Source organism: Streptococcus penaeicida, assembly GCF_002887775.1.
GTDB classification, from domain to species: domain Bacteria; phylum Bacillota; class Bacilli; order Lactobacillales; family Streptococcaceae; genus Streptococcus; species Streptococcus penaeicida.
The window spans coordinates 250,542-270,113 of the sequence record NZ_LOCM01000015.1 but is presented as its reverse complement, the minus strand read 5'-3'; the positions used below and the strand labels follow the sequence as shown (position 1 = coordinate 270,113).

Annotated in this window: 18 protein-coding genes and 2 pseudogenes; 19 read left to right on the top strand and 1 reads right to left on the bottom strand. The window is 34.8% G+C overall.

Translation table 11 applies throughout. From position 1 onward, the window contains the following. Window positions 1–125 precede the first annotated feature (125 nt). From rpiA to AT575_RS04240, 6 genes are all read left to right on the top strand, one after another. Entirely contained in the window at window positions 126–806 is a 681-nt protein-coding gene (gene rpiA, locus AT575_RS04265; RefSeq protein WP_102777306.1) for a ribose-5-phosphate isomerase RpiA, read from the top strand. Window positions 807–868: 62 nt separating this feature from the next. Continuing rightward, the gene (locus tag AT575_RS04260) at window positions 869–2,080 is read left to right on the top strand and encodes a phosphopentomutase (RefSeq protein WP_102777305.1); all 1,212 of its coding nucleotides are present in this window, start codon (window positions 869–871) and stop codon (window positions 2,078–2,080) included. Window positions 2,081–2,092: 12 nt separating this feature from the next. Further along, on the top strand, window positions 2,093–2,500 hold the full coding sequence (gene arsC, locus AT575_RS04255) for an arsenate reductase (glutaredoxin) (RefSeq protein ID WP_102777304.1): 408 nt from the start codon (window positions 2,093–2,095) through the stop codon (window positions 2,498–2,500). 18 nt (window positions 2,501–2,518) lie between these two features. Further along, a complete protein-coding gene (locus AT575_RS04250; RefSeq protein ID WP_102777303.1) occupies window positions 2,519–3,328 on the top strand; it encodes a purine-nucleoside phosphorylase in 810 nt (269 codons plus the stop codon). A 214-nt stretch (window positions 3,329–3,542) separates the two neighbouring features. Next, window positions 3,543–4,256, top strand: a complete 714-nt coding sequence (deoD, locus tag AT575_RS04245; protein WP_102777336.1) for a purine-nucleoside phosphorylase — start codon at window positions 3,543–3,545, stop codon at window positions 4,254–4,256. Next, window positions 4,249–5,025 carry a LytR family transcriptional regulator gene (locus AT575_RS04240; RefSeq protein ID WP_102777302.1) on the top strand — a complete coding sequence of 259 codons (777 nt, stop codon included), beginning with the start codon at window positions 4,249–4,251 and terminating at the stop codon, window positions 5,023–5,025. Before deoD ends, AT575_RS04240 begins: the two co-directional genes overlap by 8 nt. 46 nt (window positions 5,026–5,071) lie before the next feature. Here AT575_RS04240 and AT575_RS04235 read toward each other — a convergent pair whose 3' ends face one another. Beyond that, the gene (locus AT575_RS04235) at window positions 5,072–5,986 is read right to left on the bottom strand and encodes a LysR family transcriptional regulator (protein WP_102777301.1); all 915 of its coding nucleotides are present in this window, start codon (window positions 5,984–5,986) and stop codon (window positions 5,072–5,074) included. 254 nt (window positions 5,987–6,240) lie between these two features. Between AT575_RS04235 and cpsA the strand changes: the two are divergent. The 13 genes and pseudogenes from cpsA to AT575_RS04170 all read left to right on the top strand — a co-directional run bounded on the left by cpsA (window position 6,241) and on the right by AT575_RS04170 (window position 19,489). Further along, a pseudogene (cpsA, locus tag AT575_RS04230) lies at window positions 6,241–7,706 on the top strand (LCP family glycopolymer transferase CpsA). After that, window positions 7,703–8,433 (top strand): annotated as a pseudogene (cps4B, locus tag AT575_RS04225) (capsular polysaccharide biosynthesis protein Cps4B). The pseudogenes cpsA and cps4B overlap by 4 nt, the downstream one beginning before the upstream one ends. A gap of 8 nt (window positions 8,434–8,441) precedes the next feature. Continuing rightward, window positions 8,442–9,131: a Wzz/FepE/Etk N-terminal domain-containing protein gene (locus AT575_RS04220; protein ID WP_102777300.1), complete on the top strand. Its 690-nt coding sequence runs from the start codon at window positions 8,442–8,444 to the stop codon at window positions 9,129–9,131. Window positions 9,132–9,141: 10 nt separating this feature from the next. Continuing rightward, complete coding sequence (locus AT575_RS04215) at window positions 9,142–9,885, top strand: tyrosine-protein kinase (RefSeq protein WP_102777299.1); 744 nt, start codon at window positions 9,142–9,144, stop codon at window positions 9,883–9,885. 6 nt (window positions 9,886–9,891) lie between these two features. Next, window positions 9,892–11,694 (top strand): polysaccharide biosynthesis protein, encoded by a 1,803-nt coding sequence (locus AT575_RS04210; RefSeq protein WP_102777298.1) that lies wholly within the window; start codon window positions 9,892–9,894, stop codon window positions 11,692–11,694. A 2-nt stretch (window positions 11,695–11,696) separates the two neighbouring features. Then, window positions 11,697–12,308 carry a sugar transferase gene (locus tag AT575_RS04205; RefSeq protein WP_102777297.1) on the top strand — a complete coding sequence of 204 codons (612 nt, stop codon included), beginning with the start codon at window positions 11,697–11,699 and terminating at the stop codon, window positions 12,306–12,308. Further along, the gene (locus tag AT575_RS04200) at window positions 12,305–13,153 is read left to right on the top strand and encodes an NAD-dependent epimerase/dehydratase family protein (RefSeq protein WP_102777296.1); all 849 of its coding nucleotides are present in this window, start codon (window positions 12,305–12,307) and stop codon (window positions 13,151–13,153) included. The genes AT575_RS04205 and AT575_RS04200 overlap by 4 nt, the downstream gene beginning before the upstream one ends. Before the next feature lie 30 nt (window positions 13,154–13,183). Continuing rightward, on the top strand, window positions 13,184–14,005 hold the full coding sequence (locus tag AT575_RS04195; RefSeq protein ID WP_102777295.1) for a glycosyltransferase: 822 nt from the start codon (window positions 13,184–13,186) through the stop codon (window positions 14,003–14,005). An 11-nt stretch (window positions 14,006–14,016) separates the two neighbouring features. Then, complete coding sequence (locus tag AT575_RS04190; protein ID WP_102777294.1) at window positions 14,017–14,793, top strand: glycosyltransferase family 32 protein; 777 nt, start codon at window positions 14,017–14,019, stop codon at window positions 14,791–14,793. Then, window positions 14,786–15,709 (top strand): glycosyltransferase family 2 protein, encoded by a 924-nt coding sequence (locus AT575_RS04185; RefSeq protein WP_102777293.1) that lies wholly within the window; start codon window positions 14,786–14,788, stop codon window positions 15,707–15,709. Before AT575_RS04190 ends, AT575_RS04185 begins: the two co-directional genes overlap by 8 nt. Beyond that, on the top strand, window positions 15,709–16,935 hold the full coding sequence (locus AT575_RS04180) for an O-antigen polymerase (RefSeq protein ID WP_102777292.1): 1,227 nt from the start codon (window positions 15,709–15,711) through the stop codon (window positions 16,933–16,935). The genes AT575_RS04185 and AT575_RS04180 overlap by 1 nt, the downstream gene beginning before the upstream one ends. Beyond that, a complete protein-coding gene (locus AT575_RS04175; RefSeq protein WP_102777291.1) occupies window positions 16,935–18,323 on the top strand; it encodes a lipopolysaccharide biosynthesis protein in 1,389 nt (462 codons plus the stop codon). The genes AT575_RS04180 and AT575_RS04175 overlap by 1 nt, the downstream gene beginning before the upstream one ends. Then, a complete protein-coding gene (locus AT575_RS04170; protein ID WP_102777290.1) occupies window positions 18,323–19,489 on the top strand; it encodes a polysaccharide pyruvyl transferase family protein in 1,167 nt (388 codons plus the stop codon). Before AT575_RS04175 ends, AT575_RS04170 begins: the two co-directional genes overlap by 1 nt. The last annotated feature ends 83 nt before the right edge of the window (window positions 19,490–19,572 follow it).

Below are 19,572 nucleotides of genomic sequence, written 5' to 3'. Positions count from 1 at the left end.
TGAATTAATCTTGTCCCTGCTCGGCCATTGCCAAAAGTCCGGAAATTAAAGGTAATTTCATTAACAAGTGGGCGCTTTCATGGTATAATATAAGTCCATAATGTTTAAACTATTCAGGAGGAATCATGGAAGCACTTAAGAAAATTGCTGGCGTGACAGCTGCGCAATATGTTAAAGATGGTATGACAATCGGTTTAGGTACAGGCTCTACGGCTTATTTCTTTGTTGAAGAAATTGGACGTCGGGTTAAGGAAGAAGGCTTGGATGTTGTCGGTGTGACCACATCAAGTGCCACAACCAAGCAAGCTCAAGGTCTTGGAATTCCTTTAAAAGCCGTTGATGAGATTGATTCAATCGATATTACTGTAGATGGTGCTGATGAAGTGGACAAGGATTTCAATGGGATTAAAGGTGGTGGTGCTGCCTTGCTCATGGAAAAAATTGTTGCGACGCCAACCAAAGAGTATATTTGGGTGGTTGATGAAAGCAAGATGGTTGAACATTTAGGTGCATTTAAATTGCCGGTCGAAGTGGTTCAGTATGGTGCGGAACGTCTTTTCCGAGTTTTTGAAAAATCAGGCTACCAACCATCATTTCGGATGAAAGATAGCCAAAAACTGATTACGGACATGCAAAACTATATCATCGATTTGGACTTGAAGAAAATTGAAAACCCACTTGCCTTTGCCGAAATGTTGGATACAACTGTCGGTGTGGTGGAACACGGCTTATTCAACGGCATGGTCAATAAAGTGATTGTTGCCGGTAAAAATGGTGTGGAAGTTTTAGAAGCACCAAAACACTAATTCGTTACTATTATTATAGGTATTTGGGAGCCAACCGTAACCTCCCTTAGAATGGAGACATAATGTCTAAATTTGATCGTATTCATTTAGTTGTACTTGATTCCGTAGGGATTGGGGCAGCTCCAGATGCAAATAATTTCCAAAATGCTGGTGTACCAGATGGTGCATCAGATACCCTTGGACACATTTCAAAAGCTGTCGGACTTGATGTTCCTAACATGGCCAAGATTGGTCTAGGAAATATTCCTCGTCCACAGGCTCTTAAAACGGTGCCTGCAGAAGCAAACCCAAGTGGTTATGCTACAAAATTGGAAGAAGTGTCACTGGGTAAAGATACCATGACTGGCCACTGGGAAATCATGGGTCTAAATATAACTGAACCTTTTGATACCTTCTGGGATGGTTTCCCGGAAGAAATTCTAACAAAAATTGAAGCATTTTCAGGCCGTAAAGTTATTCGTGAAGCTAACAAACCTTATTCAGGAACAGCTGTTATCGATGACTTTGGACAACGTCAAATGGAAACTGGCGAGTTGATTATCTACACATCAGCTGACCCAGTATTACAAATTGCAGCTCATGAAGAAATCATTCCACTTGAAGAGCTATACAAAATCTGTGAATATGCTCGTTCAATCACCATGGAACGCCCAGCCTTATTAGGACGTGTCATTGCTCGCCCTTATCTAGGTCAACCAGGGAACTTCACGCGGACAGCAAATCGTCATGACTACGCCGTAGCCCCATTTGAAGATACTGTTTTGAACAAATTAGACCAAGCTGGCATTGATACTTATGCTGTTGGAAAAATCAATGATATTTTCAATGGTTCAGGTATCAACCATGATATGGGCCATAACAAATCAAACAGCCATGGTATCGATACCTTGATTACAACCATGGGCTTAACTGAATTTGAAAAAGGCTTCTCATTTACTAACTTAGTAGACTTTGATGCTCTATATGGCCACCGTCGTGACGCCTTTGGCTACCGTGATTGCCTGCATGAATTTGACCAACGCTTACCAGAAATCATTGCTGCCATGCGTGACAATGACTTGCTTTTAATCACAGCTGACCATGGTAATGATCCAACTTATGCTGGAACAGACCATACCCGTGAATACATTCCTCTCTTAGCTTACTCACCAGCTTTAACAGGCAATGGCTTAATCCCGCAAGGACATTTCGCTGATATTTCAGCAACTATTGCGGAGAATTTCGGTGTCGACACAGCTATGATCGGGGAATCATTCCTCTCTCAATTACAATAGGACAGGGAACAAATGGAAAAAGTAAGAATTTATCATAATCCAAACTGTGGAACCTCTCGTAACGTGCTTGCTATGATCAAACATGCAGGACTTGAGCCAGAAGTGATTGAATATTTAATCAACCCACCAAGTCGTCAAGAACTCTTGGACTTGATTGCGGCAATGGGCATTTCAGTTCGCGACTTAACCCGTAGCAATGTCCCTGAATTTGACAAACATGGACTTGCTGATGAGAGTAAAAGCGATGAAGACATCATTGATGCCATGATGCTTGACCCTATTTTAATCAACCGGCCTATCGTGGTGACTTCAAAAGGCACTAAACTTTGCCGTCCTTCAGAAATACTTTTAGATATTTTACCAGTCAATTTACCTAGTCCTTATACCAAAGAGGACGGGGAAATTGTTTATCCAAAATAAAAGAAAAAAGGAGACAATATGTCTTTAGTGACAAAAATTAATGAAACAAGAGATTATTTAAATCTTAAAGGAATTAAAGAACCTGAATTTGGGCTTATTTTAGGCTCAGGTTTAGGCGAACTGGCTGATGAAATTGAAAATCCAATTGTCATCGACTATAATGATATTCCTAACTGGGGCAAATCAACAGTTGTCGGCCATGCTGGTAAATTAGTCTATGGTGATTTATCAGGTCGCAAAGTGCTCGCTTTGCAAGGTCGTTTCCATTTCTATGAGGGGAATCCTTTAGAAGTAGTGACTTTCCCAGTACGTGTCATGAAAGCTCTTGGTTGCCAAGGAGTTATCGTAACAAATGCTGCTGGGGGTATTGGCTACGGACCAGGTACCTTAATGGCAATTACAGACCATATTAATATGACTGGTAATAATCCATTAATTGGTGAGAACTTAGAAGAATTTGGTCCACGGTTCCCAGACATGTCAGATGCCTACACAGCTGAATACCGTCAAATTGCTAACCGTGTTGCCCAAGAATTAGGCATCAAACTTGAAGGCGGGATATATATTGGTGTTACTGGTCCTACCTATGAAACACCAGCTGAAATCCGTGCTTTCAAAATGATGGGTGCTGACGCTGTCGGTATGTCAACTGTTCCAGAAGTTATCGTTGCAGCCCATTCAGGCATGAAAGTGCTAGGAATCTCTGCTATTACCAACTTTGCGGCTGGCTTCCAATCAGAATTAAACCATGAAGAAGTTGTTGCTGTAACAGAGCATATCAAAGAAGACTTCAAAGGTTTAGTCAAAGCTATTTTAGGTCAACTTTAAAAAGCTATAAAGTTATAAAATCAAAAATTTTTAGATTAATCGTTTATCACGTATGAACGTTAATCAGGTTTTACTATCACTTACTATCAAATGAAAGGTAAGGGCAGGGTTCTTGTAATAGAACTTTTCAAATCAATTTCTCTAATTCGCTTTTAAAATCTTGTTTAAAAATCAGAATCGAGAATAATTAGAACTGCCCTTAATGTTTACTATTATGTCTATTCATATTTCTGCTGAAAAGGGTCAGATTGCTGACAAAATTCTTTTGCCAGGTGATCCTTTACGTGCTAAATTTATTGCTGAAAACTTTTTAGAAGACGCTGTTTGTTTCAACGAAATCCGTGGCATGCTAGGATATACAGGTACATATAAAGGTCACCGTGTTTCAGTAATGGGTACTGGAATGGGGATGCCATCTATCTCAATTTATGCCCGTGAATTGATTGTCGATTACGGGGTTAAAACCTTAATCCGTGTAGGGACGGCTGGTGCCATTGACCCTGATGTGCATGTGCGTGAATTAGTTCTTGCCCAAGCCGCAGCAACCAACTCAAACATTATTCGTAACGACTTCCCTGAGTTCGATTTCCCTCAAATTGCGGACTTTGGTCTTTTAGACAAAGCCTACCATATCGCCAAAGATTTAGGCATGACCACTCACGTAGGTAATGTCCTCTCTTCTGATGTTTTCTATTCAAATTCACCGGAACGCACTATGGAGCTTGGTAAGATGGGTGTCAAAGCTGTTGAAATGGAAGCCGCAGCTCTTTATTACTTAGCAGCACAACACCGTGTGAAAGCTCTTGGTATCATGACAATTTCTGATAATTTGAATGACCCAAGTGAAGACACAAGCGCTGAAGAACGCCAAACAACCTTTACTGACATGATGCAAGTCGGGCTGGAAACCCTTATCGCTTATGACTGAAATTGAAAAAACAATAGACATCCTTTTGGGTGTCTATGCTTATAATCACACTTTTAAGATTGCTCAAGAAATGCCTAAGCTGGATGAGGAGTCGCTCTTTCTACTAGAAATGGTCAAGGAAAGACGAGAGCTCAACCTTGCCTTTTTGACTGAGCACAAAACGAAATTGGAAGAGTTAGAAAAGACACACCATTTTAACTTTTTTATGAATGAGGATTTGGAAAAAGAACAAATCGCCAATTATCTCTTGGACTTGGAAGTTAAAATCAAGAACGGTGACATTATCGATTTCGTGCGGTCTGTTTCACCTATCCTTTACCGACTTTTCCAAACATTGATCCGTCAGCAAATCCCTAACTTTGACAGCTTCATCATTGATGCCAAAAATGATGAGTATGATACCTGGGATTTCCACAAGATGAAAGCAGCAGGACTGCCGATTTTTGAGACTTATTTGGGAAAAAGGCAAAGCCGTAATATCACTTCGCGAAGTCTGACGGATCTTTTAATCCTATCTGACCTGCCACAAGAAATCAAAGATACTGTTGAAGAATTGCGTCGATTTGAGAAATCTGTCCGTAATCCATTAGCTCACCTCATAAAAGCTTTTGATGAAGAAGAGTTACACCGAACAACCAATTTCTCTTCACAAGCATTCTTAAACAAAATTATTGAATTAGCCACCTATTCAGGTGTCAACTACCAACGTCAACCTTTCTATTTTGATCAAGTTAATGACATTATCAAAAAAGGGTTCACTGGTCATTAAAATTAAACGATTGAAAAGAAGCCTAACTTTTGTTAGGCTTCTTTGGTTATTCAGGATGCTTAAATTGAACTTCTTCTTTTAGATAATCGATGAATTTTTCGCCCATTTTTGAGAGGTTTGCTTTTTCATGTTTGATATAGACAACATCAATAATATCAGGGACTTCGAGAGGGATGGCTACGATATGATTACCATTGAGTTGGCTATTGAGGACACCTGATGCGACAGTGTATCCATGAAGACCAATCATTAGATTGAAAAGTGTAGCTCGGTCACTGACAACGATAGATTTATTGTGCGGCATGTTGGCCATCATCTCCTCTGAAAAGTAGAAGGAGTTGTGAAGCCCTTGGTCGTAGGATAAATAGGGATAAGGTTCTAAGTCCTCTAATGTCAGACTGGTTTTATCAGCTAGTGGGTGGTCTTCACTGACAAAAATATGGGGCTGGGTTTTAAAGAGTAAATTTGAGATCAGATGGCTCTCATCTAATAACTTAGTCAGGACATCTCGGTTATAGTCGTTTAAGAAGAGAACCCCAATTTCTGAGCGGAAGTTTTTAACATCATCAATAATTTCCCAAGTTCTGGTTTCCCGTAAGAAGAGTTCGTATTGAGACATATCTGTTTCTTTTAGGAGTGACACAAAGGCATTGACCACAAAAGCGTAATGTTGCGAGGAAACACTGAAGAGATCACGGTTGCTATTTTGGTTTTTGTAGCGATCTTCTAATAGCGAGGCTTGCTCCACAATTTGACGGGCATATGAAAGAAATTCCACACCATCTTTGGTCAGGGTAATCCCTTTAGGATTGCGGATAAATATAGAAATACCCATCTCTGCCTCAAGGTCTTTGACCGCATTAGAGAGACTGGGTTGTGTAATATATAATTGTTTGGCAGCTTCATTCATAGAGCCACATTCGACAATTTTAATAATGTAATGTAATTGTTGTAATCTCATAAAGACAGTTTATCTTAAATAGTTGTAAGATTCAAGTATCTAAACATAAAGGGTTTTCATCCGTGTTTTAATAATCTTTTTGGATAATTATAAATGCTGTCACTAAGCGGACATTTCTCATAGAAATTTTAATAATAAATAAATGATTAAAAATTACAGGAAAATGATGTTTCTAGAAATTGCAATTTTTCTCTAAAAATGCTAGAATTAATCTATATTTTTGTGTATTTAAAAGAATCTGGAGATTTTAAAAAATGTCGACAAGGTCACGTAAAAACAGAAAATCAAGTCGTAGAGGAAATGGTACTTTTACCCTTATTAATTTTGCATTATTAATTCTCTATGCCCTTCTCTCAATTATTGTTGGTTTTATGATGTATAGTTATAATTTCTTAGCTTTTCATCATCTCAACCTTATCATCAGTGCCGTTTTAGGAGCTCTTTTTTTTCTAGCGCTTTTATTAGTTATTAAGAAAAAAGCCAAACTTTTTACAATGCTTGGTCTCATTTTGGCTAACATCGCCTTAGCATCATGCTTTATACTTTTAAGTCAACCATTGATTTAACGGCGCAAATGAATAAAACGGCAGCCTTCTCAGAAGTTGAAATGTCAGTTGTTGTGCCAAAAGACAGTAGCATCTCTACCATTAAAGAAGTGGATAGCCTCGAAGCACCGAAGAAAGCTGATGAAAGTAACATCAGTGAACTGATGACCCACTTACAATCTGTCAAAAAAGTCAGTCCAAAAACAAAAGAAGTGGCTTCTTATCAAGCTGCATATCAAGATCTTAAGGACGGCTCTGCCAAAGCCATGGTCATGAACTCTGCTTACCAAGCTTTGATTGAACAAAATGACGAAAATTACAAAGACAAAGTCAAAACCATCTATACCTACAAAATCAAAAAGAACATTAAAAGTTCTGAAAAACCATTAAATAAATCAGGAGTTTATAACCTTTATATTAGTGGTATTGATACTTATGGCGATATCTCAACAGTTTCACGTTCAGATGTCAATATTATCATGACCGTTAATATGAATACTCATAAAGTTCTCTTAACAACAACACCTCGTGACTCTTACGTCAAAATTCCAGATGGTGGTGGCGATCAATACGATAAATTGACCCATGCCGGTATTTATGGTGTTGAAACCTCAATGAAAACCCTAGAAAATCTCTACGGTATTCAAATTGATAATTATGCTCGTATTAACTTCACAACCTTTACGGAACTCATCGACCAATTGGGTGGTATTGAAGTGCAAAATGATACAGCCTTCTCTGCAGGTGGTTATGATTTCCCACGAGGAATCATTGCCTTGAATTCAAAACAAGCCTTGGTCTTCGTCCGCGAACGACACGCCTTACAAGGTGGCGATAACGACCGTGGGAAAAATCAAGAACGCGTAATCACAGCTATTATTAATAAGTTAAGTAGCATCAAATCACCAAGTCAAGCAACAGCTGTTATTTCTGGTCTGCAAAATTCTGTTCAAACCAATTTGAGTTTGAATCAAATGATGACCATAGCAAACAGTCAAATTGAAAATAAAGAAAGTTTCTCCGTTACATCTCAAGATGTCACAGGTACAGGTTCTACAGGTCAATTACCTTCCTATGCTATGCCGGGATCAGCTTTATATATGCTTAAACTAGATGATGCAAGTGTTAACCAAGCAAAAGAAGCCATTAAGGCAACCATGGAGGGAAATGAATGATTGATATCCATTCCCACATCGTCTTTGATGTGGATGATGGTCCGCTAACGATAGATGAAAGTCTATCTCTTATTGGAGAAAGTTATAAACAAGGTGTTCGTACCATTGTTTCGACATCCCACCGTCGAAAAGGAATGTTTGAAACGCCTGAAGATGATATTGCAAATAAATTTTTACAAGTTAAAAGGGAAGCGCAGAAGCTCTATCCTGATTTAACTCTCCTCTATGGAGCAGAACTTTATTTCACCCGTGATATTTTGGAAAAATTAGAGCATCAGTTAGTTCCCCGCATGAATGGGACCCGTTACGCTTTAATTGAATTCTCCATGCTACGCCTTGGAAGGAGATTCACACAGCCTTATCACAGGTTATCATGTTAGGAATTACACCAATTGTAGCCCACATCGAACGTTATGAGGCCCTAGCATTTAAGAAAGACCGCGTCCAAGAATTAATTGATATGGGTTGCTACACACAAGTTAACAGTGCTCACGTTGTGAAAGCGAAGCTATTCGGCGATAAACTAAAAGTCTTTAAAAAGCGAGCAACTTACTTTTTGGATGAAAACCTTGTTCACTGTGTGGCTTCAGATATGCACAACTTAAAGAAACGCCCACCATATATGAAAGAAGCTCGTGATTTAGTGGCTAAAGAATATGGTCGCAACCGGGCACGGGCACTTTTTGAAAGCAATGCTCAGACCTTAATCGATAATCAATATTTATAGGAGATTTTATGAATAACACAGACCGTTCATCAATGGAGATTGATGTTCTTAGCCTTTTGAAAAAACTTTGGAATAAAAAATTTCTCATCCTTTTTATGGCCCTTTTCTTTGGCACACTTGCTTTAATGGCTTCCCTTTTTCTTATTAAGCCTGAATATACTTCTTCAACACGATTGTATGTAATTAATCGTCAGCAATCTGATAACTTGACTGCATTAGATTTACAGGCGGGTGATTATTTGGTAAACGATTATAAAGAAATTATTACCTCTCGTGATGTCATGAAAGATGTGATAGCTAATGATGGTTTGACTGTTACTCCAGAACAATTATCTAAAATGATCTCAGTCACTATCCCAGCTGATACCCGAGTTATCTCAATCTCAGTAACCAACCAAGATCCACAACAGGCTAAAGATTTAGCTAATTCCATTCGTGAAGTGGCTTCAGAAAAAATTAAAAAAGTTACTAAAGTTGAAGATGTGACACCACTTGAAAAAGCGCAATTGCCGTCTAGTCCATCCTCACCAAACATTAAACGTAACACTTTACTTGGTATCTTCATGGGTGCTTTACTGACAATGATTGTCGTTGTTGTTCGTGAAGTTCTCGATGATCGTGTCAAACGACCTGAAGATGTCGAAGAAGTTCTTGGAATGACGCTCCTAGGTATCGTTCCAAATACAGATAAAATGTAAGGGGTGTATCATGGCACAATTAGAATTAGTCAAATCAAAATTAGATTTATATACATTAGCTGAAGAGTATTACAACTCCATCAGAACCAATATTCAATTTTCAGGACGTGATCTCAGAGTTATTGTCCTCACATCAGTTCAACTAGGTGAAGGGAAATCAACAACATCAGTCAACTTAGCAGTATCATTTGCTAAGGCTGGATTGAAGACCTTGCTCATTGATGCTGATATTCGAAATTCAGTTATGTCAGGGACTTTTAAGTCGGATGAAAAATATGAAGGTCTGTCTAGTTATCTCTCTGGGAATGCTGACTTATCAGCAGTCATCTCTAGAAGTAATATCGAAAACCTAATGGTTATTCCGGCAGGTCATGTCCCACCAAACCCAACAACCCTTTTGCAAAATAGTAACTTTAATTACATGATTGATACTTTAAAAGAAGTGTTCGATTATGTCATTATCGATACACCGCCGATTGGTTTGGTTATTGATTCAGCTATTGTGGCTCAAAAAGCAGATGCTTCAGTCATTGTTACTGAAGAAGGAGCCATTAAACGTCGCTTTATTCAAAAAGCCAAAGAACAAATGGAACAAAGTGGTGCCCAATTCCTTGGAATTATTCTTAATAAAGTTGATAGTACAATAGATTCCTATGGTGGTTATGGTTCCTACGGAGCTTACGGTAATTATGGGAATTACGGTAAGAAAGAAAACAGTAGTAAAAAAGCAAAACGTAAGTCAAGAAAGAGATAAATAAAGATGAAAAGAAGCCAGAAAAGAGTAATTTTATATTTCTTAGATTTGTTGATGATTAGCATTTCCTTTGTATCAGCACATCAATTTTTGTTAGCTTATAGCCATAATCTAACAGATAAGGAAGTTCTTCTAACTCTTTTCGTGACTCTTTTTGTTTATACCCTTGTTGGAATTAGATTAAGAATATTTTCAATTATTAATCGTTTCACCGATTATAAAATTATTTTTGAAATTATTGTCAGTTTATTAATTGCCTCAATTGTATCCTATATTGTCGTTTTTCTAAACTTTGATTCCTTTAGCAGACGCTTTATTTTTCTGGGGTATCTTTTCAGTACTTTCCTGGTAGTCATTCCACGAATGACCTGGCGCATTTATCACGATTTTGCACCACAAATGCAAAAGCGCAAACAAAAAAATAAAAAACGCATCTTGGTCGTTGGAGCTGGTGAAGGGGGATCTGCCTTTGTTCAAACAGTTCTCAATAAAGGCAAAAATATGGAGATTGTGGGAATCGTCGATGCTGATATTAACAAGCATGGCACATATCTTCATGGTATCAAAGTTTTGGGTAACAAATATAGTATTCCAAGGATTGTTGCTGATTATGAAGTCAACCAAGTTACCATTGCCATTCCAAGTTTGTCTGAGCCTGAACGTGAAAGTATCTTAGATATTTGTCATTCCGCAAACGTTCCCGTCAACAACATGCCAAGTATTGAAAATATTGTCATGGGAAATGTCTCGCTTAGCAAGTTTAAAGAAATTGACATTGCTGACTTGTTAGGACGAAAAGAAGTTGTTTTGGATCAGTCTTCTTTATCTGAATTTTTTAATGGTAAGACAGTTTTAGTTACTGGTGCCGGTGGTTCAATCGGTTCAGAAATTTGTCGTCAGGTCGCAAAATTCAAACCTAAAAAAATTCTCCTCTTAGGACATGGTGAAAACTCCATCTATCTGATAAACAGAGAATTAAAAGCTAAGTATCAAGATGCCATCGAAATTGTGCCCATTATTGCGGATATCCAAGACCGTCCGTTAATCTTTAGAATTATGGCCGATTATCAACCAGATATTGTTTACCATGCTGCTGCTCACAAACATGTGCCTTTGATGGAATACAATCCACGTGAAGCTGTTAAGAATAATATTTTTGGAACCAAAAATGTGGCGGAAGCTGCAAAAGCAGCAGGCATTCCAAAATTTGTCATGATATCCACAGACAAGGCAGTAAACCCACCTAATGTTATGGGAGCAACTAAACGCTTCGCAGAAATGATTGTGACAGGTTTAAATGAGGTTGGTAAAACACAATTTGCGGCTGTGCGTTTCGGAAATGTTTTAGGTAGTCGTGGGTCAGTTGTTCCGCTCTTTAAAGAACAAATCAAAAAAGCTGGACCTGTAACGGTAACTGACTTCCGCATGACACGTTACTTCATGACTATTCCGGAAGCTAGTCGTTTGGTCATTCAAGCGGGTTACCTAGCCCAAGGTGGAGAAGTTTTTGTTCTTGATATGGGGCAACCCGTTAAAATTTTAGACTTAGCTAAAAAAGTTATCAAGCTTAGCGGACATACCGAAGATGAAATTCAAATTGTTGAATCAGGCATTCGTCCTGGTGAAAAACTATACGAAGAATTGCTTTCTAGCGATGAACGTGTGAGTGAACAAATTCATGACAAAATCTTTGTTGGTAAAGTTACCTCAAAACCATTAGAAGACGTTGAAGCACTAATCAATGGTTTAGATCAATTATCTGAAAAAGATCTCAAAGAAACCTTAATTAAAAATGCAAAACAGGAGTAAAGATGTACCCATATATTAAACGACTCTTAGCTTTTATATTGTCAGCTATCGCAATAGTCCTTCTAAGTCCAATTTTAACTGGGATTGCAGTCGCTATTAAAATTGATTCAAAAGGACCAGTTTTATTTAAACAAAAGCGAGTTGGTAAAAATAAAGAACACTTTATGATATACAAATTCCGAAGTATGTACGTCAATGCTCCAGCTGATATGCCTACACATATGTTGAAAGATCCGACTGCTATGATTACAAAAGTTGGAGCTTTCTTAAGAAAAACAAGTCTTGATGAATTGCCACAACTTTTTAATATTTTTAAAGGAGAAATGGCTATTATTGGACCAAGACCTGCCCTATGGAACCAATACGATTTGATTGCAGAGCGCGATAAATATCAGGCTAATGATATCTTGCCAGGTCTAACAGGTTGGGCCCAAATTCATGGTCGTGATGAACTTGAGATAGAAGAAAAAGCCCAATTAGATGGTTTTTATGTCAAAAATATGTCCTTTATGCTAGACGTTAAATGCTTTATTGGAACTTTTATTAGTGTTCTTAAAAGCGATGGTGTTGTTGAAGGTGGAACTGGAAACAAGGATAAGGAGTCCTCACAATGAAGCATGTATTAATTACAGGAGCCAATTCTTATATTGGAACCTCTTTTGAAAAGTGGCTTGAGAACTCTCAAGGAGAATATCAAGTAGATACCTTGAATATGATAAAGCCTGAATGGAAAAATACGGACTTTACTCCCTACGACGTGATCTTTCATGTTGCTGCCATTGTTCATAAAAATGAAAAAAATGTTGATTCCAATCTATACCAAAAAGTAAATACTGATTTACCTATTGAATTGGCCAGTCTTGCTAAAGCAGCAGGAGTAAAACACTTCATCTTTTTAAGTAGTATGAGTGTTTATGGAAATGAAGAATCAATTATCAACCGTGCCACAAAGGAAAATCCATCAACGTATTATGGTAAAAGCAAATTGGCGGCAGAAGAAGGCTTGAAAGCCTTGCAATCTGACGCTTTCAAAATCCTTATCATGCGTCCACCAATGGTCTATGGACCTAATGCAACAGGAAATTACACACGGCTTTCAAAACTTTCAAAATTGACTCCAGTTTTCCCTAAAATTGAAAATGAACGTAGTATGGTTTACATTGATAATCTTTTGGAATTTGTTAGATTAGCCATTGATAATGAACTTAGTGGCTTGCACTTTCCACAGAATAAGGAATACGTAAATACAAGTAACTTAGTTGAAACAATCAGATCAGCAAATGGTCAAAAGACATTCCTTACACCTCTTTTTAATCCTTTAATTAAAAGCATGTTTGGAGTCAGTCAAATCAATAAGTTATTTGGAAATCTCATCTATGATCAAAGCTTATCTCAAGAAGTCTTTGATTATAATGTCGTCAGTTTCCAAGATTCAGTAATGAAAGCTGAAAAGAAATAGAAATAAAATAAATCAAGGTGTTAAGCTAAAATGAACAAAAAGTATTCAGTTTTAATGTCTGTTTATATTAAGGAAAATCCAGAATTTTTAAAAGAGGCACTTGATAGCATTTTTAATCAAACTGTTTTAACTGATGATTTAGTGTTAGTGTGTGATGGTCCCCTAACAAATGATTTGGAAGAAGTTATTAAAAATTTCAAAAATAAATTTTGCGATATTATTAATGTGATCAGACTAGAGAAAAATATGGGACTTGGATTTGCTTTGAATGAGGGATTGAAGTCTTGTAAAAATGAGTTAGTAGCTAGAATGGATACTGATGATATTTCATTACCAAATAGATGTGAGTTACAATTAAAAAAATTTGAGAAGAATAAAAGCTTAGCATTAATAAGTGGTAAAATTTTAGAATTTCAAGACAAACAGGATGTGATTACTGGTAGTAGGGTTGTCCCTTTAACAAACAGTGATATTATCAATTTTTCAAAAAGAAGAAATCCATTCAACCATCCAGCAGTAATGTTTAAGAAAAGTGTAGTTGAAGCTGTTGGTGGATATGATGAAAAGTATCATCTATTTGAAGATTACTATCTTTGGGTAAGGATATTAAATGAGAAATATTTTGTTGAAAACATTGGAAATCCGTTGTTACTAATGCGTACACCTTCTGATTTGTATTTAAGACGCGGAGGGTATTCTTATGCGAGAGATTTATTAAAATTTAATATTTGGATGAAATCAATTGGATGGATTTCAAGTTTTGACTTTATTCTAAGTGCTTTACCACATGCCATAGTTTGTATACTTCCTAATTTTGTAAGAAAAATTATTTATCAAAGATTACATTCATAAGAGGAGAAATTATGATTCCAAAAATTATTCATTACTGCTGGTTTGGTGGTAATCCGATACCAGAAAAATATCAAAACTACATTGATACGTGGAAAACATATGCTCCTGAATTTAAAATTATAAGATGGGATGAGAATAATTTTGATATTAATAATAATCAGTATTGTAAGGAAGCATATGAAGCAAAACAGTGGGCATTTGTTTCAGATTATGCAAGACTGGAAATAATTTATAAATATGGTGGGGTTTATCTTGACACTGATATTGAATTGCTTAAAGATATCTCACCTTTATTAGATGATGGGATTGGTTTTATTGGATTTCAAAACCCGATGGAAGCCACTACTGGTCTTGGGTTTGCTGCAGAGGCGAATAATGTTTGTGTAAAATCTATGTTAGATATTTATAAATATCGAATTTTTGATTTGGGTGATGGTAAGTTTAATAAAGTACCTTGTCCAGCTGCAAATACTGTAGGACTAATGCAACAGGGATTAAAAATTGGGAAAAACTGGAGCAATAAGATTCAAGAATTACCTGGATTAAAAGTTTATCCTCAAGAATATTTCAATCCTTTAAATGCAGATACGCAACAATTAACTATCACAAAAAATACTTATATGATTCATCAATATGCTGCCACGTGGTTTAGTGATAGTGCTAAACATAAACAGAAAATTAAGAAATTAATTCCTAATTTTATATTAAACCAACGAGTTATCAATATTTCAAAGAGAGATATTGAAAGAATACAACAAGAGGTTAACAAAGGAAATAACAATGAGTAAATCTGTTACATATATTATTGTGACTTGGAATAATGAAAGTGAAATTGAAGATTGCTTAGCTAGTCTTTATAAGTATTCTCCAAAAAATACCGAAGTTATTGTGGTTGATAACAATTCTTCAGATAAGACGGTAGCTATAATAAGGCATAATTTCCCGAATACTAAATTAATTGAGAGTCAGGAAAATTTAGGTTTTGCGGGTGGCAATAATTTAGCATTGAAATTAGTGCATACAGATTTTATTTGCTACTTGAATCCTGATGTCATTTTAACTGAGGATATTATTTCAACCTCTATGGATGTTCTTTCAAATAGGTCAGAAATTGGAATTGTTGCATCTCGATTAAAAAATTTAGATGGTAGTCATCAACAATCATGTTTTAATTTTGCTAATAGTAAAACCATGTTTTTTGACATTTTGCATATTGGTAGAATTATTCCAAATTTTTTTAAAAAAAAGTATTTTTTGAGTTATTATGATACAAATAAGGATTATTTCCCTGATTGGGTAATTGGTGCTCAAATGGTGTTACGAACCGTTGATGCAAAGTCAGTTAATGGTTTCTCAACTGAATATTACATGTATACCGAAGATATGGATCTTTGTAAAAAAGTTCTAGTTCAATTAAATAAGAAAACATTATATCTAACTAATTCATCATTAATACATATTGGTGGTGCAAGTGAAAACCAAAACGTAAGTTATAATAAACAAAAGAAAATGTTTGAAAATATTATTTTATTTGTTAATAAATTTTATGGTCCCTCAGAAGTAAGGAATACCCTAAAAAGGATGATTAGTGCATATAAAATGAGATACCATCTACTTAATATTTTTTATAGAAATGACGATAAGCAGCTTCAATTAGATAAAACAAGTCAAGCACTATCAATATTAGAGGAGCTGAGAACATAATGTCAATAATTGTCGGTATTCTACTAATCTTGTATATAGCATTTTTAATATTTGGTAAAGTTGAGGACTTACTAAGACCATCAATTATTTATTCTTTATTAATTTTGTCTACATATTTTCTTTCAACTTTAAGATATTCATTTTTACAAGCACCTTATCCAATTTGGTTTACAGCTATGATTCTTTCCCTAATCATTATTTTTTATCTTGGTGATAAGACTGCTAGTTTGGTTCATAAACCTAAAGAAAAGGAGTTTGTAGATTATTCTACACTAACAATGAATATTCTAATATTTATTGTATGGTTTCTTTTAATTTTCTCTTTTGTAAAGATGGTCGAAGTCTTAGGCCCACCTCCTGCCATTAGTAAAGGTAATAGAGCAGAATACTTTGTTTCTGGTTGGGGTACAATTGTAATTTTACAATCCTCATTTTTTGGATTATTGTTATATGATAAATTTAATAAAAATGCAACAAAATTGATGTTTTGGGTCTATTGCACATCAATTGTACTTATAGCTTTATTGTTATCGAATAAATTTCAAATAATCTACATGCTAGTACTATTTTTAATTTCATATAATACTTTTAGAAAAAAAATACAGCTAAAAACACTTTTAACGGCAGCGTTAGCAATTATAGCAATGTTCATTCTTCTTTTTGAATTTGTCTATAAAGATATGTATGGTGTTTCGATGGATACATTGTATAGTGCTTATAGGATGGCTATTCCTTTTAATCTAAAATTTTTAACTCAACCATACTTATATGTAGCTTTTAATTATGAAAATCTTTATCATTTTATTATTTCGGATACTCATAATCTTTATGGATTAAAAACATTTGGCTCAATATTAGAATTGCTTAAGTTGAAAGGAATTTATTCACTTCAAACCTATTCATATCTTGATGAATGGAGAAATTTATTACCAATTCCTTCAATGACTACTGGTACTATGTTTCAGGATTTTATCCAGGATGGTGGAGTACCATTTGCTTATGTAATGACATTTTTCTGTGGTTTAATTTCAAGATCTAGCTATGAAGCATTCAAAATAAATAAAAACTTTGGGTCTTTCTTCTTATATGCAGCGACAACGGTTGCAATTTTTATGTCTTTCTTTGCCAATGTTTTCACCTTAAAAGTAACTGTAATGAATGTTCTGATGGCATTGATATTTAGTTTAATATTAAGAATTAATTTAGTATATGGAAGAGGCAAGTAGTGGATAGAAAAAAAGAATTATTTAAAAATACCATTATTATTGGTATTGGAAATATTTTCACTAAAGCTATATCGTTCTTATTAGTTCCACTGTTTACAATTTGGCTAACTCCTTCACAGTATGGTGACTATGACCTTTTGTTTAGTTATGTCTCTCTAATTGTTCCTATATTGACTTTACAATTAGAACAAGCTGTATTACGTTATACACTAGATGACAAAGTAAAAGGGGATGTTTATTTTAGAACATGTATACTATTTGTTTTAATGAACTCAATTATTTTTTCAATAATATTTGGAACATTAGTTGATTTTCAGTACCATCTTTCATTTACTTTTTGTACTGCAATGTTTGCTTTACAAGTTTATTCAACAGAGTATTTGCGAGGTAGAAATGAATTAAAGAGTTATTCAATAGCTAATATCTTCTGTGGAATTGCAACAATTGTTTTTTCATTCGTACTTGTATATCGATTACGATTGGGAGTAGATGGTCTCCTATATGCATTTGGTCTAGCTTATCTTACTACAGCATTAACTATCATTTTTTCAAAAAAACTATACTTGAATTATAATAATAAAACAATTGATTTTGATGTCTTTAAAATGCTACTTTTATACTCATTACCGTTGCTCCCGAATGCAATATCTTGGTGGGTAACGAACGTATCTGATAGAACAATAATTAAAATATTTTTAGGTAGTAGTATGAATGGAATTTATGCTGTTAGTACAAAAATTCCGACCTTAATTGCTGTATTTTATAGTATTTTTAATTTAGCTTGGCAACAAAGTGCGATAACTTCTGCAAAAGATCATATTGAGAAAAGAAGGGAGTTTTACAACAGTACTTTTAGACAGTTATTTTTATTTCTTTTTTCCAGTGCCTTATGTATTGTAGCTATAACGCCATTTCTCTATAAATATTTTCTCGGACATGAATATATTGGAGGAATTTATATTGTTCCAATACTTATTCTTGCCACTGTTTTTTTAAACCTAGCTCAATATTTTGGTGGAATTCTTTTAGGTAATATGGATTCAAAAACAAATGGATTAACAACAGTAGTAGGAGCAGTTGCTAACTTACTTCTAAATTTCTTATTAATAAAATTTATTGGAATTTATGCTGCTGCCATCTCGACTATGATTAGTTATATTATTATGTTCGTTATGAGATTAAAAAAATTAGATAGCTTATTTAATGTCAAGAGAATTATTTTATTCTCGATTATCGGAATCATAGCATTGTCTAGTTTTTCAATAGTTATTTTGTATAGTAATTTAACTGTACAAATACTTATATTATTAGTTACAATTTTCATTTTTTTATATTCAAATAAAAATATTGTTTTAAGCGTCATAAATAATTTAAAAGGGAGAATTTAGTGAAAGCAATAGTTATTAATCAATATACCGAGAACAGAGGGGATGAAGCGGCAGGTACAGCTTTAGTAAAAAATCTACTAAAAAATCCCAAAATTGATCAAATAGACATTATATATAATTCTGCCTATAAACTTGATATTGACGATCCGAAAATCAAACATAGGAATGAAGACTTGAGGCTAAAGAATGCTGGTAAAGTTGGCATATTAAATTATTTATTATTTAGAAAAACTCCTTTCAATAAGTATGCTTTAAACAATAAAGTTATGAAAGATATGGTTGAAACTATTAGAGAAGCTGATTATATTTATGTTACACCATGTGGAGCAAGTATTGGTATTTATAAGGATTGGGCTTTTTTAATCCGATTACTCTTTGTTATAAAAGAAAATAAAACTCCAATCTTTTGTCTAAATACGATTAATGCAAGTGGTAATAAATTATTTGATTTTCTTGCCACAAAAGTTTTACGGAAATCAAAATTATATGTTAGAGAACAAAGAAGTAAGGATTATTTACAATCATTAGGTTTAAATTCAGAACTCGGAGTGGATACAGCATTTTCACTTGATCCAATAACTGCAGAAAGAGATTTGTCAAAAATTGGTTTAGTAGTTACATTACTTGATTGGCATCCTGAGTTTAAAGGTAGAAATATGTCAGAAGAAGTATTGAATAATATCATTCCAGCGATCTCTGAATTCTGTCAAAAAAATAATTATTCAATTGATGTAATTCCTCACATAGGTGAAGAACCTGAAACTTCATATATTAATCAAGTAGTCTCTAAATTAGTTGAAACTGGGTTATCAAGTTCTAAAATTGTATATCGAAATGACATTAAAACTTCAGATGAGTATGATGCAGCTATTTCAAAACTCCGATTTATGGTAGGTATGAGATATCATAGTATTGTGCTTGCTGCTAAGAATGCAATACCATTTTTAGCTTTAGCATATGAAAATAAGATGAGAGAAGTTTGTCGCTATACTAATTGTCTTGAAAATTATTTAAATCTTCAAGATGAGTTAAGCAAGAATGATGTCTTAGAGAAATTAGATAGTGTTGATATGAACATTGAGATTATACATGATAAACTAGAAAAAATATACAAACAAGATTTACAAAGACTCTCTAAATTACCGCTCAAAGAATTAGAAGATTAAAATTTTACAAAAAAGTAATCTTCGCATTACTTTTCCTCTAAATTAAGGGAAAGAGCGGTTGTTTTTGTCACGACATTATCATG